The 14,238-nt window shown below is 69.4% G+C and carries 13 protein-coding genes and 1 pseudogene; 8 read left to right on the plus strand and 6 right to left on the minus strand.

What is annotated here, in order from left to right; genetic code table 11:
* Window positions 1-40 precede the first annotated feature (40 nt).
* From Aco04nite_RS18340 to Aco04nite_RS18360, 5 genes are all read left to right on the plus strand, one after another.
* Entirely contained in the window at window positions 41-1,027 is a 987-nt protein-coding gene (locus tag Aco04nite_RS18340) for a LacI family DNA-binding transcriptional regulator (protein WP_212998584.1), read from the plus strand.
* A 247-nt stretch (window positions 1,028-1,274) separates the two neighbouring features.
* The gene (locus Aco04nite_RS18345) at window positions 1,275-2,612 is read left to right on the plus strand and encodes an extracellular solute-binding protein (protein ID WP_212998435.1); all 1,338 of its coding nucleotides are present in this window, start codon (window positions 1,275-1,277) and stop codon (window positions 2,610-2,612) included.
* Entirely contained in the window at window positions 2,609-3,535 is a 927-nt protein-coding gene (locus Aco04nite_RS18350) for a carbohydrate ABC transporter permease (protein WP_212998436.1), read from the plus strand. Before Aco04nite_RS18345 ends, Aco04nite_RS18350 begins: the two co-directional genes overlap by 4 nt.
* Window positions 3,536-3,546: 11 nt before the next feature.
* Entirely contained in the window at window positions 3,547-4,425 is an 879-nt protein-coding gene (locus Aco04nite_RS18355; RefSeq protein ID WP_212998437.1) for a carbohydrate ABC transporter permease, read from the plus strand.
* A gap of 40 nt (window positions 4,426-4,465) precedes the next feature.
* Window positions 4,466-5,272 carry a M15 family metallopeptidase gene (locus Aco04nite_RS18360; RefSeq protein WP_212998438.1) on the plus strand — a complete coding sequence of 269 codons (807 nt, stop codon included), beginning with the start codon at window positions 4,466-4,468 and terminating at the stop codon, window positions 5,270-5,272.
* A gap of 9 nt (window positions 5,273-5,281) precedes the next feature.
* Here Aco04nite_RS18360 and Aco04nite_RS18365 read toward each other — a convergent pair whose 3' ends face one another.
* Window positions 5,282-5,830 carry a pyridoxamine 5'-phosphate oxidase family protein gene (locus Aco04nite_RS18365; RefSeq protein WP_212998439.1) on the minus strand — a complete coding sequence of 183 codons (549 nt, stop codon included), beginning with the start codon at window positions 5,828-5,830 and terminating at the stop codon, window positions 5,282-5,284.
* Window positions 5,831-5,971: 141 nt separating this feature from the next.
* Between Aco04nite_RS18365 and Aco04nite_RS18370 the strand changes: the two genes are divergently transcribed.
* On the plus strand, window positions 5,972-6,517 hold the full coding sequence (locus tag Aco04nite_RS18370; protein WP_212998440.1) for a hypothetical protein: 546 nt from the start codon (window positions 5,972-5,974) through the stop codon (window positions 6,515-6,517).
* 64 nt (window positions 6,518-6,581) lie between these two features.
* Entirely contained in the window at window positions 6,582-8,741 is a 2,160-nt protein-coding gene (gene ligA / locus Aco04nite_RS18375; RefSeq protein ID WP_212998441.1) for an NAD-dependent DNA ligase LigA, read from the plus strand.
* 247 nt (window positions 8,742-8,988) lie between these two features.
* Here the strand turns inward: ligA and Aco04nite_RS18380 are convergent.
* The 4 genes and pseudogenes from Aco04nite_RS18380 to Aco04nite_RS18395 all read right to left on the minus strand — a co-directional run bounded on the left by Aco04nite_RS18380 (window position 8,989) and on the right by Aco04nite_RS18395 (window position 11,988).
* Window positions 8,989-9,731: pseudogene (locus Aco04nite_RS18380) on the minus strand (SDR family NAD(P)-dependent oxidoreductase).
* Window positions 9,732-9,854: 123 nt separating this feature from the next.
* Complete coding sequence (locus Aco04nite_RS18385; RefSeq protein WP_212998442.1) at window positions 9,855-10,055, minus strand: ferredoxin; 201 nt, start codon at window positions 10,053-10,055, stop codon at window positions 9,855-9,857.
* The gene (locus tag Aco04nite_RS18390; protein ID WP_212998443.1) at window positions 10,052-11,242 is read right to left on the minus strand and encodes a cytochrome P450; all 1,191 of its coding nucleotides are present in this window, start codon (window positions 11,240-11,242) and stop codon (window positions 10,052-10,054) included. The genes Aco04nite_RS18385 and Aco04nite_RS18390 overlap by 4 nt, the downstream gene beginning before the upstream one ends.
* A 110-nt stretch (window positions 11,243-11,352) precedes the next feature.
* Window positions 11,353-11,988 carry a TetR/AcrR family transcriptional regulator gene (locus Aco04nite_RS18395; RefSeq protein WP_212998444.1) on the minus strand — a complete coding sequence of 212 codons (636 nt, stop codon included), beginning with the start codon at window positions 11,986-11,988 and terminating at the stop codon, window positions 11,353-11,355.
* Window positions 11,989-12,128: 140 nt separating this feature from the next.
* Between Aco04nite_RS18395 and Aco04nite_RS18400 the strand changes: the two genes are divergently transcribed.
* The gene (locus Aco04nite_RS18400) at window positions 12,129-12,692 is read left to right on the plus strand and encodes an adenylyl-sulfate kinase (protein ID WP_212998445.1); all 564 of its coding nucleotides are present in this window, start codon (window positions 12,129-12,131) and stop codon (window positions 12,690-12,692) included.
* A gap of 93 nt (window positions 12,693-12,785) precedes the next feature.
* Here the strand turns inward: Aco04nite_RS18400 and Aco04nite_RS18405 are convergent, their stop codons facing one another.
* Window positions 12,786-14,153, minus strand: a complete 1,368-nt coding sequence (locus tag Aco04nite_RS18405; protein WP_212998446.1) for a cation:dicarboxylate symporter family transporter — start codon at window positions 14,151-14,153, stop codon at window positions 12,786-12,788.
* Window positions 14,154-14,238: the final 85 nt, after the last annotated feature.

Here is a 14,238-nt window from a genome sequence, read left to right on the forward strand (position 1 = left end):
AACCCGGGTGAGCACAGTGGACGATGGGCGGCGCGTCACCATGTCGGCTGTCGCCCGCGCGGCCGGGGTGTCGGTTCCCACCGTGTCGCGGGTGCTCAACGGGCACCCGGACGTGTCGGCGCCGACCCGGATCCGGGTCGAGGCCGCGTTGCGGGAGAACGGTTACCGGCGGCGGGCGGCGCGGCGCTCCGGGCGTACCCTCCTGGTCGATGTGGTCTTTGATGATCTTTATTGCCCGTGGGCGGTCGAGGTTATCCGGGGCATCGAGGACGTGACGCGGGCCGCCGGGATCGGCACGGTGGTCTCGGCGGTGCATCGTGCCCCGATCGCGTGGCAGCGCTGGCTGGGCAACCTGCGGACCCGGTCGGCGGCCGGGGTGATCGCCGCCAACGCCGTGCTCAGCGTCGAGGTCCTGGCCGAGCTGTCGCGGCTGCGCGTCCCGCTCGTGCTGGTCGATCCGGTGACCCCGGCCGGGGCGGGCGTGCCGGCGATCGGCGCGACGAACTGGGCCGGCGCGCTGGGCGCCACGGAACACCTGATCGAACTTGGACATCGGCGGATCGGTTTCATCGGCGGGCCGGCGCACGTGCTGTGCAGCCGGGCGCGGTTCGACGGGTACCGGGCCGGGCTCGAGGCCGCGGGGCTCGAGGCAGATCCCGCCCTGATCCGGGAAGGCGATTTCTACCATGAGTCCGGATTCTCCGCGGCCACCGAACTGCTGGCCCAGGCGCGCCCGCCGACGGCGCTCTTCGTCGCGAGTGATCAGATGGCGCTCGGTGCCTGCGAGGCCGTGCGACGGCGGGGCCTGCGGGTGCCCGCCGACGTGAGCGTGGTCGGCTTCGACGACGTGCCCGAGGCGCGGTGGTCCTCACCCCCGCTGACCACGGTGCGCCAGCCGCTGCTCGAGATGGGCGGGCTGGCCGCCCGGACGGTGTTGCGCCTGGCAGGGGACGACGGCGTGGTGCCCGTACACGGCATGGAGCTTCCGACCTCGCTGATCAGGCGTGGGACGACTGCCCGAATCTGAAACTTCCGGGATGCATTCTCGGTGATCCGGAAACATCTGCGTGATCAACTTCGGCCCTTCCATGGGAGCGGTCCCACCGGTCGCGAAGTCGGCTTTTCGTGTGTCGGCACGAAGGCCGTTGAGACCCTTGACACACTCGCGCCGAAACCCTACGTTAACGAAATCTCTCGATAACTTACGGCCTCATTTCGAAACTTCCGGTGCCAGTTTCGCCGCACTACCGCGGCTAAAGAGCATGGAGACCAACGTGGCAGGCAACTCATATTCCCGGCGTAACTTCCTCACCCTGGTAGCAGGCACCAGCGCTGCCGCCACCCTGGCGGCCTGCGGCAGCTCCGGTCCGAGCACCGGTGGCGGCGGCGGTGACAGCAAGGGTGCGGCGAGCTACTGGTACCTCACCGGTCAGCCCAACGAGGGCATCCGCACCGCGACCGTCGAGCGGTTCAACAAGGCCAACCCCGACACCAAGATCGCTCCGAACGCCTTCGCCAACGACGCGTACAAGCAGAAGATCAAGACGGCCCTCGGCGCCGGCCAGGCACCGACCCTGATCTGGGGCTGGGGCGGCGGCGGCCTGAAGAGCTGGGTCGAGGCCGGCCAGGTCGAGGACCTCACCTCGTGGTTCACCGAGAACGCCGCGGTCAAGGACCGGCTGTTCCCGACCTCGTTCGGTGCCGCCACGATCAACAACAAGATCTACGCGATGCCCGCCGAGACGGTCGCGCCGATCGTCCTGTTCTACAACAAAGAGGTCTTCGAGAAGGCCGGAGCGCAGCCGCCCCAGTCGTGGGCCGACATCATGAACCTCGTCGAGGTCTTCAAGGCCAAGAAGGTCGCGCCGTTCTCGCTGGCCGGGCAGTCCCGCTGGACCAACATGATGTGGCTGGAGTTCCTCTTCGACCGCATCGGCGGCAGCGAGGTCTTCCAGGCCGTCTTCGAGGGTGAGAAGGACGCCTGGTCGAACCCGTCCGCCAAGCTCGCGCTCACCAAGATGCAGGAGCTGATCAAGGCCGACGGCTTCATCAAGGGCTTCTCCTCGATCGCCGCGGACGCCAACGCCGACCAGGCGCTGCTCTACACCGGCAAGGCCGCGATGATGCTGCACGGCACCTGGACCTACGGCAGCATGGCCTCCGACGGCGGCGACTTCGTCAAGAGCGGCAAGCTCGGCTACATGAACTTCCCCGCGGTCGAGGGCGGCAAGGGCGACCCGAGCGACACCGTCGGCAACCCCGGGCAGTATCTCGCCATCTCCTCCAAGGCCACCGCGGAGCAGAAGGACGTAGCCAAGAAGTTCTTCCAGAGCGCTGTGCTCGACGACACCGAGATCAAGTCGTTCCTCGACACCGGCTCCGTGCCGATCGTCAAGGGCACCGAGACGCAGATCGCCGCGTCGAAGGACCCCGAGTTCCTCAAGTTCGTCTACGACACCTCGGTCAACGCGAAGGTCTTCGCGCAGTCCTGGGACCAGGCGCTGAGCCCGACCGCCGCCGAGACGCTGCTGGACACCATCGCCAAGTTCTTCCAGCTCAACATCGGCCCCGACCAGTTCATCACCACCATGAACGGGGTCATCGGGAAATGACGTCGCTCGCTGCGCCCCCTGTGCGGGTGGTTGCGCCCTCCACCGACACCGGGGGGCGCAGCGGCCGCGTCACCTGGATGGCCGTTCCCGCCCTGCTGATGTTCCTCGCGTTCGCCGTGGTGCCGCTGCTCGGCGTGCTCGCCCTCAGCTTCACCACGTGGGACGGCCTCGGCGCCGTGCACCCGAGCGGGCTGACCAGCTGGCGCGCGGTGCTGGCAGACCCCGGCCTGCTGCACACCATCGGCGTCACTTTCCTGATCATGGGACTGTCCTGGATCTTCCAGACCCCGCTCAGCCTGCTGATCGGGGTATTCCTCGCCGGTCACCAGCGCTACCGGGAGTTCCTCGCCGTCCTCTACTTCATCCCGCTGCTGCTCAGCTCCGCCGCCATCGCCATCACCTTCAAGGCGCTGCTCGACCCCAACTTCGGGATCGGCGCCGGCCTCGGGCTGCCGATCCTGGCCCAGGACTGGCTCGGTGACAGCAAACTCGCGGTCGGTGTCGTCGTCTTCGTGGTCTCCTGGCAGTTCATCCCGTTCCACTCGCTGATCTACCAGGGCGGCGTGCGGCAGATCCCGGCCTCGCTCTACGAGGCGGCGCAGATCGACGGTGCCGGCCGGTTCCGCCAGTTCCTCAGCATCACGCTGCCCCAGCTCAAATACACGATCATCACCTCGTCCACGCTGATGGTGGTCGGCTCGCTGACCTTCTTCGACCTCATCTTCATCCTGACCTCAGGCGGGCCCGCCGACGCCACCTCGGTGCTGGCGCTCGACATGTACCAGCGCGGCTTCCAGGCCAGCCTGATGGGTCCCGCCAGCGTGATCGCGGTGATCCTCGTCCTGACCGGTCTCGTCCTCGCCCTCGTGCTGCGCCGCCTCGGCGGGGGCAGCGGCGACGACAGCCAGCTCGAAGGAGCCTGACGTTGGCCACCATGACCACGGTCGTTCCCACGCAGCACAAGAAGACCGCAGCGCCCCAGCGCCGCCGGTCGCGTAACCTCAACTGGCTCGGCGGCTCGCTGTCCTGGCTCTGGTTGTTCGTCGTGATGCTGCCGGTCTACTGGATCGTCATCACCAGCTTCAAGCAACAGAGCAACTACTACGTGCAGAATCCGCTGGCGCCGCCGTCCGAGGCGACCCTGTCCAACTACCGGCTGGTCATCGAGTCGGACTTCGCCCGGTACTTCGTCAACAGCGTCATCGTCACGATCGGCGCGGTGCTGCCGGCGGTGCTGATCAGCTTCATGGCGGCGTACGCGATCATCCGCGCCGGGCGCCGCAGCCGCTTCCTCAGGCTGACCAACTCGCTGTTCCTGATGGGCCTGGCGATCCCGCTGCAGGCGGTGATCATCCCGGTCTACCTGATCATCATCCGGCTGCAGATGTACGACACCCTGCTCGCGATCATCCTGCCCTCGATCGCGTTCTCCATCCCGCTGTCGGTCCTGGTGCTGTCGAACTTCATCCGCGACGTGCCCCGAGAACTGTTCGAGAGCATGCGCATGGACGGCGCGACCGAATGGGGCACGCTGTGGCACCTGGCGTTCCCGCTGACCCGCCCCGCCCTGGTCACCGTCACGATCTACAACGGGCTCGGCATCTGGAACGGCTTCCTGCTGCCGCTGATCCTCACCCAGTCGGCCGACCAGCGCACCATGCCCCTCGCCCTCTGGGACTTCCAGGGTCAGTACGGCGTCAACGTCCCCGCCGTGGCCGCCTCGGTCGTCCTCACCACCCTGCCCATCCTCATCCTCTATGCCATCGGCCGCCGCCAGCTCCTCAGCGGCCTGACCGCGGGCTTCAGCAAGTAGCCACCATCCACAGCGGACGATCTCCGGTATAACTGTCCGCATGAGGCTCCAACGCGTCGCCGCAGCCGTTCTCCTAGCCCTGGCCGTGCTCGCCCCGGTGAGCACGGCCAGTGCGGCTCCCCTCCCGTCGTCGCTCCGCCTGTCATCGATCCGGCCGTCGTCGCTCCCACCCGGTTTCGTGGTGGTCTCGCAGCGCGATCCGTCGATCCTGCACGACATCCGCTACGCCACGGCCCACAACTTCCTCGGCCGCCCCGTCGCGGGATACCAGGAACCCCTCTGCGTCCTCACCCGCGAGGCCGCCACAGCTCTGATCAAGGCCCAGCGAGAGGTACGCCGTCAGGGCTACACCCTCAAGGTCTACGACTGCTACCGCCCGCAACGCGCGGTCAACGACTTCATCGCCTGGGCCGAGGACCTAGACGACACCCTCACAAAGGCGGAGTTCTACCCGACGCTCGACAAGTCGGTCCTGTTCGACCTGGGCTACATCGCCGAACGCTCCGGCCACAGCCGCGGCAGCACCCTCGACCTCACCCTGGTCAAACTCCCCCCGAAGCCGCAGCGCCCATACCTCCCCGGCGAGCCGCTCCAGCCCTGCACCAACCCCGTGAGCGCCCGCTTCCCCGACAATTCCATCAACATGGGTACGGGCTACGACTGCTTCGACACCCTCGCCAACACCCTCGACCCCCGCATCACCGGCGCCCCACTCGCCAACCGCCTCACACTCAAGCAGGCCATGACCAACGCCGGCTTCACCAACTTCGACCTCGAGTGGTGGCACTACACCCTCGCCGGCGAGCCCTACCCGGACACCTACTTCGATTTCCCGGTCGCGCATTGAGGCCCTGCCTCAGCTCATCGCCGGGAGCCCGTCGATGCTGGTGCTGTTCTTCTTGCGCCGGTAGTCGGCAAGGTCGTCGTCGCTCTTGCGCTCGCTCCAGCGCAGGAGCGTGTCCCGGTCACCGTCGTAGGACATGAACGGCACGGAATAGCCGCACGAGTCGCTGATCCGGTGCACGTCGATCTCGATGACCGCTCGCACGGCGCGCTGGTCCGGCGACTCCGGGAACAGGGCCAGCTTCTCGGCGGTGGCCTCTTCCACGCGGCCCGTGCCGTACAGCCGGACGATGTTCGGCGCGCCCTGGAAGGCGCAGAACATGATCGTGATCCGGCCGTTCTCCCGCAGGTGCGCGATGGTCTCGGCCCCGCTGCCGTGATAGTCGAGGTACGCCACCCGGTGCTCGCCCAGCACCACGAACGTCCCGGTCATCCCCTTCGGCGAGACGTTCACGTGGCCCTGCGGCCCGGCCGGCGCGGTCGCGACGAAGAACATCGGCTGCGCGTCGATGAACTCCCGCAGCCGCCCGGTGATCGCGTCATGCAACTTCACAGCACTCATCCCCCCAACAGCGGGCGATGGCCCGCAACCACCGGATGGTCCCACGGGTAAGACAGGCACCGGCAGGACGCGGACCACACTCCCGGTCACGACGATCGCAATCCGCTGGCGCCAGGCAACGGATCCGGGCACGGTTGCTCGGTGACCAGCTTTCCTTCACAGGCCCGACGGGTACGCGATCCGGGGCCGGCGCCGCTACGGAGGCTGCACGCGTTGCGGGAGTGCACCCTGCACTTCGCGCCGTACGGATTCCGTGCCACGTGGCATCACCTTGTTGTCTCGGCCCGGATCCCGCGGCGGCTCGAGGACGATCCCGTTTCCCTGGAGCGCGCGATCGACGAGCTGAGCGCGGCGCGGGACGTGCTGGTTGCTGCGCGGCTGGCGTACGAGCAGGAAAGACGCCGGGAGAAAGCGACCGGTCGGCGCGTCCCCCGGTCCCGGAATTTGTCGGACGGGCAGGCGATCGCGTACTGCCCCGATCCCGAGCGTCATCCCACGGCACCGCTCGCGACCGTCGTGCGCCGGGTTCTCGCTGCCGACCCGGACGGGCAATGTGTGGCGTGCGGGACGGTGGGCGGGCGGCTGGGCCGGGCGTGTGCCGTTTGCGGCGTGCAAGCGGGTGGGCCCGGCACCTGGCGAGGCGATCCGGGCGCGGCGTCGCAGTGGGCGCGGATCTGGCGGCGCTGAGCGGTTCTGTCGTACCCGTGGCGTAGAAAGGACAGGTCCCGCAAGATCGAGGAAACGAGTGCGCATGTCCACGACCACCCCGGCGGTCTCCCCCGTCGTCGATGCCGCGCATGCAGCGCCGTTCACGGGCGCCGAGGAGTATCACGCCGCGATCGCGGAGATCCGGGCGGCGGCCGCGTCGTACTACGCGGGTGAGGATCTCGCGATGGATGACGCGACCTATGACGCGCTGCTGGCGCGGGTGGCCGCGACCGAGGTGGCCGAGCCCGGGTGGACCGTCGCCGGCTCCCCCACCGAGGTGGTCGCCGCCGGGGCGGTGGCCGGCGGGGACGTCGAGCACAGCACGCCGATGCTGAGCCTGGCCAACGTGTTCGACGCCGATGAGCTGCACGCCTGGGCGGCGCGGCTGGAGCGGGTGCTGGGCCGGCCCGCGCGGGGTTACACGGTCGAGCCGAAGATCGACGGCATGGCGATCGCCGCACGGTACGTCGACGGGCGGCTGGTGCAGGTCGCCACGCGTGGTGACGGGCGGGCCGGGGAGGACGTGACGGGTCAGGCCGCGGCGGTGGCCGGGCTGCCCGGGGAGCTGGCCCGGGCGGTGACCGTCGAGGTGCGCGGCGAGGTCTTCATGACCGACGCGGACTTCACCAGGGCCAACGAGTTGCGTACGGCGCACGGCGGCCAGCCGTTCGCCAACCCGCGCAACGCCGCCGCGGGGACGCTGCGCGCGCAGGACCGGGCGTATGTGGCGCCGCTGTCGTTCCTCGCGTACGGCGTGCACGACCTGCCGGGTGGTGAGGGGCTCTTCCACTCGGCGGCGATGGCGGCCGTCGCGGAGCTCGGTGTGGCGACGACCGCGGGTTCGCCCACGGGGATGCCGCTGTGCTCGACGGTTGACGAGCTGCTCGCCGCCATCGCCGCGCTCGGGGCGGCCCGTGGCACGCTCGGCTTCGACATCGACGGCGCCGTGATCAAGGCCGACGACCCGGCCGACCGGGACGCGGCGGGCTCCTCCAGCCGGGCGCCGCGCTGGGCGATCGCGCACAAGTTCCCCGCCGACACCCGTACCGGCAAGCTGCTGGGCATCGAGGTCCAGGTCGGCCGGACCGGCGTGATCACCCCGGTCGCGGTGCTCGAGCCGGTCCAGGTGGGCGGTGTCGTGGTCACCTCGGCCACCCTGCACAACTTCGACGATCTCGTACGCCGTGACGTCCGCGTCGGCGACACCGTCTTCGTGCGCCGAGCCGGTGAGGTCATCCCCGAGATCACCGGTGCCAAGCTCGACGTGCGTCCCGACGGCGCCGAGCCGTTCACCCCTCCCGAGGTCTGCCCCCGCTGCGGCGGCGACATCGACCGGTCGCAGAAACGCTGGCGTTGCGTGCAGGGCCGGGCCTGCGGTGCCGTCGAGTCCCTCGCCTACTTCACCGCCCGCGACTCCATGGACATCGAGGGCCTCGGCGACAAGGTGATCCGCGCCCTGGTCGCCGCCGGCCACGTCACCGACCCCGCGGACCTCTACGACCTGGACGTCGAAACCCTGGAGCAGCTCGACCGCCTCGGCCGCACCTCCGCCACGAAACTGGTCACTGCCATCGATGCCAGCCGCACCCAGCCCCTGTCCCGCGTCCTGACCGGCCTCGGCGTCCGGATGACCGGCCGCTCCATGTCCCGCCGCCTCGCCCGCCACTTCGCCTCGATGCAGGACCTGCGCGCCGCAACCGTCGAGCAGCTCCAGGAGGTCGAGGCGGTCGGCCCCGAACGAGCCGCGACGATCCACGCCGAGCTCGCCGACCTCGGCCCCGTGATCGACAAACTGATCGCCCGCGGTGTCACCACGACCGAGCCCGGCGTCACCCCCTACGCGGAGCGAGTCGCCGCCGCAGCAGCCGCCGCTGCTTCCGACGACGGAGCCGGCGCTGCGGCAGCCGGGCCCCGCCTGCCGCTCCAGAACGAGGACGGCACCCCGATGACCGTCGTGGTCACCGGCTCGGTCCCGGGCCTCACCCGCAACGAGGGCAACGAGGCCGTCGAACACCTCGGCGGCAAATCCTCCGGCTCGGTCTCCAAACGCACCGCCCTCGTCGTGGTCGGCGACGGCGCCGGCACCAAGGCCGCCAAGGCCGAGGAACTCGGCCTGACCATCATGCCCGCCGACCGCTTCGCCGCCCTCCTGACCGCCCACACCAACGGCGACCACCCCACCCTCGCCGACTTCCTGCCGTAACGACTGTGGGGGCCCGCCCGGCCTCCGCTTCCCCGGGCCGGCGGACCGCGGCGCTTCCGGGCGGGGCTGCACTGATGTGAGCCGGTGGCCGCTTTCCCGGGCGGGCACCTTCCCGGGCGGGCACCTTCCCGGGCGGGCACCTTCCCGGGCGGGCGCTTTCCCGGGCGGGCGGCGGCTGATTGGGGCGGACTGCCGTCCGCCTGGGTGGGTTGGGTGATCGGGCCGCCGGGGACGGGGGTCGAGGGCGTCAGATGGTGAAGCCGCCGTCGACATTGACGGTGGCGCCGGTGATGTAGCGGGCTTCCGGGCCGGCGAGGAATGCCACGGTTGCCGCGATGTCACCCGGGTCGGCGTAGTGGCCGAGGGCGGTGAGCGCGCTGATGGCCGCGGCGTCCTGGCCGTGGGCAGGGTTGGCGTCCGTGTCGGTGGGGCCGGGGTTGACCAGGTTGACGGTGATGGCGCGGGGGCCGAGCTCACGGCCGAGGGCCTTGGTCATGCCGGTGAGCGCGGCCTTGCTCGTCGCGTACAGAGTGAAGCCCGGGAAGACCGTGCGCTCGGCCACGTTGCTGCCGATGGTGATGATCCGCCCACCGGCGGGTAGATGGCGGACCGCCGCCTGCGAGGCCACGAACGGCGCCGGATGTTGACCGCGACGGTCCGCTCGAACTGTTCCGGACCCAGATCCTCCAGCGCGCCGAGCAGGAACGCCCCCGCGTTGTTCACCACGATGTCGAGCCGGCCGAACTCTCCGGCGGCCCGGTTCACGGCGGCGACCACCGCCCCCGGATCACCGCTGTCGGCCTGCGCCACCACGGCACTGCGGCCCATGGCGCGGATCTGCTCCGCGACCGCTTCCGCGCTCGCGGTGTCCTCGCGGTACGTCAGCATCACGTCGGCGCCGTCCCGGGCCAGCCGCACCGCCACCGCCGCACCGATACCCCGGCTCCCACCGGTGACCAGCGCTGCCTTGCCCTCAAGTGCGTTGCTCATGACGCAAATCCTGCGGCGCCGGGGTATCGCATGTCTGGCGGTGATCGGACGTGACGTTCTGCTGCCGCGTTGATCCGGGCCGCCGATAAGAGCGGACAAAAGCCACAGTGGCCGAGCGGACGGCTACTGCGTCAGGGACAGGGCGCGGCTCGGGCAGATGTCGACGGCGACCTGGGCACGTTTCAGCGCCTCGTCATCCGATGGGCTGTCCTGGAGAACGATGACCGTGCCGTCCTCCTCGCTCTGGTCGAACGCGTCGGGGTCGGTCAGGACGCACTGGCCCGCTCCGACGCAGCGGCCGACATCCGCCACGATCGCGGTCATGCCGGGTCCTCCCACGTCACGGGCACCTCGTGGATGCCATAGATCAGGACATCATCCTTGTACGACAGCTTGTCGGCGGGCGTGGCAAGCCGCAGCCCCGGGATCCGACGCAGGAGCGTGTCGAAGACGATCTGCAGCTCCATCCGGGCCAGGTTCTGCCCGAGGCACTGGTGGATGCCGAAGCCGAAGGCGACGTGGTTGCGGGCGCCCCGGTCGAGCTTGATTTCGTCCGCGTCGTCGAAGGCCGCGGGGTCGTGGTTCGCCGCGTTGCTCATGGCCAGGACGGGGTCGCCGGCGCGGATGGTCACGCCGCCGATCTCCACGTCCTCGACGGCGACGCGGGAGTTGGCGAACTCCGCGATGGTGTAGACCCTCAGCAGTTCCTCGATCGCGGGCAGCGTACGCGCAGGATCCGCACGCAGTGCCGCCAGTTCCTCCGGGCGTTCCAGCAGCGTCACGACGCCGAGCGAGATCATGTTGGCGGTTGTCTCGTGCCCTGCGATCAGCAGCAGGAAGGCCAGCGACAGGACGTCCTCGGGGTCGTTGCCCTGGGCGAGCTGACGGCCCAGCAGGTCGTCGGTCGGCTCGGCGGCCTTCTTGGCGATGAGGTCCTTGAGGTAGTCGCACAGCTCCGTGACCGCCTGCCTCCTGCCCTCGGCGGTGGTGGCGCGGCTCAGCAGGGCTGAGCTACGGACCTGGAAGAAATCATGATCGTGGTACGGCACGCCGAGCTGCTCGCAGATGACCAGGGACGGCACCGGCAGGGAGAGTGCCTGGACGAGGTCGGCGGGGCGCGGCCCGGCCAGCATCGCGTCGATGTGCTCGTCGACGATCTCCTGGATGCGCGGGCGCAGCCCGGCCATGCGGCGCACGGTGAACTCGCCGACCACGGCCTTGCGGGCGGGACCGTGCTCGGGCGGGTCCATCTGGATGATCGACCGGCGCATGATGTCGAAGGAGGGCTGCTCGCGGGTGAACCGGGGGAAGTTCGGATCCCGGCGGTCGGAGCTGAACCGAGGGTCCGTGAGCATGGCCCGGATGTGCTCGAGCCGGCTCAGGGCCCAGGCGACCTGGCCGCTGGGCAGGGTCACCCGGGAGATCCCGGAGTCGGTGTCCCGGATGCGGGTGTGCTCCTCTGGCGGCGCGTACGGGCATTGGCGGGTGGTCTGCAGGGCGGGAGCGGTCATCGAGGGCCTCCATCGCTGAAGATCGATTACAAACGGAATAAAACCTTCCGTTTCCTCGCCGACACTAACCCCCAATACGGACATTCGTCCAGAGTCGACGGTGCCGGTTCTCAGGAATCCAGGTGGAGATCGGCGACGCTGACCGGCTCGCCGGGGAGCACGCTGCGCCCGCCGGAGTGCAGACCGTCCAGAATGAGCGCCAGGCAGCGCCGCATCAGCAGGTCGGAAAGCTCCGCGGACCGGCTCGGCGGCGGCTTGAGCAGGAACGACACCACCGCGAAGACATCACCGGCGCCGACGTCGGAGCGCATCGAACCCTCGGCCTGAGCCCGCTCGACGAGCTGCTCGACCACGCCGATCACCGCGGCGCGGGTCCGCCGGAAGTCGGGCGCCTCCTTGAAGGCCCGCCGCGTGTGCTCGTCCATCATGGTCATGTGCGTACTGAACCGCAGGCCCACGGCCCGACGGACGATCCGCGCCAGCGCGTCCCAGGCGGTCGGCTCCTCACCGATCGCGGCGTGGGCGTCGGTTAGGATCACCGAGAGGCTTTCCAGCGCCACGGCCCGCAGCAACGACCCCCGGTCGGGGAACCGCCGGTAGAGCGTCCCGACACCGACCCCGGCCCGCCGCGCGATCTCGTCCATCGGCGCCCCGGGCCCGACCTCGGCGAACACGATCCGGGCGACGGCCACGATCTGGTCGCGGTTGCGCTGAGCGTCGGCCCGCAGTCGTGTCGTTTCGGCCATCGGTTCCTCCCGGGTTCCCGGAAGATTATCCGGCGCCGCCGGGTCCGTCACCCCAGGTGAGGCTGCGAATCACAACGTACAGGCACGCTGCGGGCAACCAGGTCACGATTGTCCCAGCGCGTCACCGACGAGGAGGCCCCATGACGCAGATCGTGCCGCCCGAGGTCCTGCTCATCGCGGGCCGGGCCGGGGCCGGGAAGACCACCGTCGGGTGGGAGATCTCGGCACAGCTGCAGGCCGCCGGGATCGCTCACTGTCTTGTCGAGGGAGACAACCTCGACCAGGCATACCCTGCGCCGCCCGGCGACCCCACCCGCAGGAAGCTGACGGAGTCGAATCTGACCGCGATCTGGCACAACTACGCTGCGCTCGGCTATCGCAGACTGGTCTACACCAACACGGTCTCCGTTCTGGAGGCCGACATGATCAGCAGGGCCGTGGGTGGCACTCCACGCATCACCGCTGCGCTCCTGACGGCCGACGACTCCACGGCCCGGGGCCGGTTGCAGGCGCGGGAGATCGGCACCCAACTCGACGCGCACCTGATCCGTGGTGCAGAGATGTCCCGGCGGCTGGAGGCCTCCGCGCCCTCGTGGGTGGTGAGGGTTCGTACGGACGGCCGTGCCGTCGCCGAGGTCGCCGCAGGCGTCATCGTTGTCGCTCAATGGTCATCGGGTCCTCGTCTGCGCGGCTTGCCGCGGTGAGGGTGAGCACCGAGCAGAGGATCGCCGGTCGATCTGCTGAGGGGCCCACCCCGCCGCGCGGGGGCGTTGGGAACGCGCGGCGGGGTGGTGGTCTCAGGGGGCGGGTTTGTCGGTGGTGGCTGCGGCCGGGACCGGGGCAGGGGCGTCGTGGTGGTCCTCGTCGACCATGGTGGATTCGTCGAAGGGTTCTTGGCCGCTCATGACGCGGTGGGCTCGGTCGCGGTCGAATTCGCCGGTCCAGGTGCCGATGAGGACGGTGGCGACGGCGTTGCCGGCGAAGTTGGTGAGGGCTCGGGCTTCGGACATGAAGCGGTCGATGCCGACGATGAGGCCTACGCCGTCGAGGAGTTCGGGGCGGTGGCTCTGGAGACCGCCGGCGAGGGTGGCGAGGCCTGCTCCGGTGACGCCGGCGGCGCCCTTCGAGGCGATGATCATGAACAGGAGCAGGGAGATCTGTTCGCCGACGGAGAGGGGCTTGTCCATGGCCTGGGCGATGAAGAGCGAGGCCATCGTCAGGTAGATGGCCGTGCCGTCCAGGTTGAAGGAGTAGCCGGTCGGGATCGTGATGCCGACGACCGGTTTGCTGACGCCGAAGTGTTCCATCTTGGCGATGACGCGGGGCAGCGCCGATTCCGAGGAGGAGGTCGACAGGATCAGCAGGAACTCGCGGCCGAGATAGCGCAGCAGCCCGAACAGGTTGATCCGGGCGACCAGCCAGAGCAGCGTGCCCAGGATGACGAAGACGAAGATCGCGCAGGTGAGGTAGAAGCCCAGCATGATCTGCGCGAGGCTCTTGAGGGCGTCGATGCCCGTCTCGCCGACCACCGCCGCGATCGCGCCGAACGCGCCGATCGGGGCCAGCCACATGATCATGGACAGGACCTTGAACACGAGGCGCTGGAACGTGCCGACGGCGTGCAGGACGGCTTCTCCACGCGTACCCAGGGCCTGAATGGCGAAGCCCACGAGAAGCGCGACCAGCAGTGCCTGCAGGACCGATCCCTCGGTCAGCGACGACACCAGGGTGGTGGGGATGATGCCGAGCAGGAAGTCCGCCGTGCCCTCGCCGCCGGTGGTGCCGACGGCCTTCTGACCGGCCGCTGCCGCGTCGGGGGTGAGGTGCAGGCCCGAGCCGGGGTGGATGAGGTTGCCGACGACCAGGCCGATCGCCAGCGCCACCGTGGACATCAGCAGGAAGTAGCCGAGCGCGAGCCCGCCGACCTTGCCGACCCGGGCGGCCTGGCGGATCGAGCCGACGCCCAGGACGATGGTGCAGAAGATGACCGGGGCGATCATCATTTTGATCAAGTTGACGAAGCCCGTGCCGATCGGCTTGAGCTCCTTGGCGAAGTCGGGGAAGAGGAATCCGACGGCGATGCCGAGCAGGACGGCAGCGATCACCGCCAGATAGAGGAAGTGCGTGCGGTCCCGCCTGGCCGGAGCGGTGGTCTCGATTGCCATGCCGCAGACTGTGGTCTGCGTCTCACCTCAGGGCACCATTGCGTTCATTCTGTTCACCGGCCCGACTCGCGGCCGAAGCACGGGT

Origin of the sequence: Winogradskya consettensis, assembly GCF_018332715.1 — a bacterium.
In the GTDB taxonomy this organism is placed as follows: Bacteria; Actinomycetota; Actinomycetes; order Mycobacteriales; family Micromonosporaceae; genus Actinoplanes; species Actinoplanes consettensis.

Bases quoted from the DNA above. Each gene is read 5' to 3' on its own strand.
- Aco04nite_RS18340 (WP_212998584.1), top strand. From the start codon at position 41: ATGTCGGCTGTCGCCCGCGCGGCCGGGGTGTCGGTTCCCACCGTGTCG.
- Aco04nite_RS18350 (WP_212998436.1), top strand. From the start codon at position 2,609: ATGACGTCGCTCGCTGCGCCCCCTGTGCGGGTGGTTGCGCCCTCCACC.
- Aco04nite_RS18355 (WP_212998437.1), top strand. From the start codon at position 3,547: ATGACCACGGTCGTTCCCACGCAGCACAAGAAGACCGCAGCGCCCCAG.
- Aco04nite_RS18360 (WP_212998438.1), top strand. From the start codon at position 4,466: ATGAGGCTCCAACGCGTCGCCGCAGCCGTTCTCCTAGCCCTGGCCGTG.
- Aco04nite_RS18365 (WP_212998439.1), bottom strand. From the start codon at position 5,830: ATGAGTGCTGTGAAGTTGCATGACGCGATCACCGGGCGGCTGCGGGAG.
- ligA (WP_212998441.1), top strand. From the start codon at position 6,582: ATGTCCACGACCACCCCGGCGGTCTCCCCCGTCGTCGATGCCGCGCAT.
- Aco04nite_RS18385 (WP_212998442.1), bottom strand. From the start codon at position 10,055: ATGACCGCGATCGTGGCGGATGTCGGCCGCTGCGTCGGAGCGGGCCAG.
- Aco04nite_RS18390 (WP_212998443.1), bottom strand. From the start codon at position 11,242: ATGACCGCTCCCGCCCTGCAGACCACCCGCCAATGCCCGTACGCGCCG.
- Aco04nite_RS18395 (WP_212998444.1), bottom strand. From the start codon at position 11,988: ATGGCCGAAACGACACGACTGCGGGCCGACGCTCAGCGCAACCGCGAC.
- Aco04nite_RS18400 (WP_212998445.1), top strand. From the start codon at position 12,129: ATGACGCAGATCGTGCCGCCCGAGGTCCTGCTCATCGCGGGCCGGGCC.
- Aco04nite_RS18405 (WP_212998446.1), bottom strand. From the start codon at position 14,153: ATGGCAATCGAGACCACCGCTCCGGCCAGGCGGGACCGCACGCACTTC.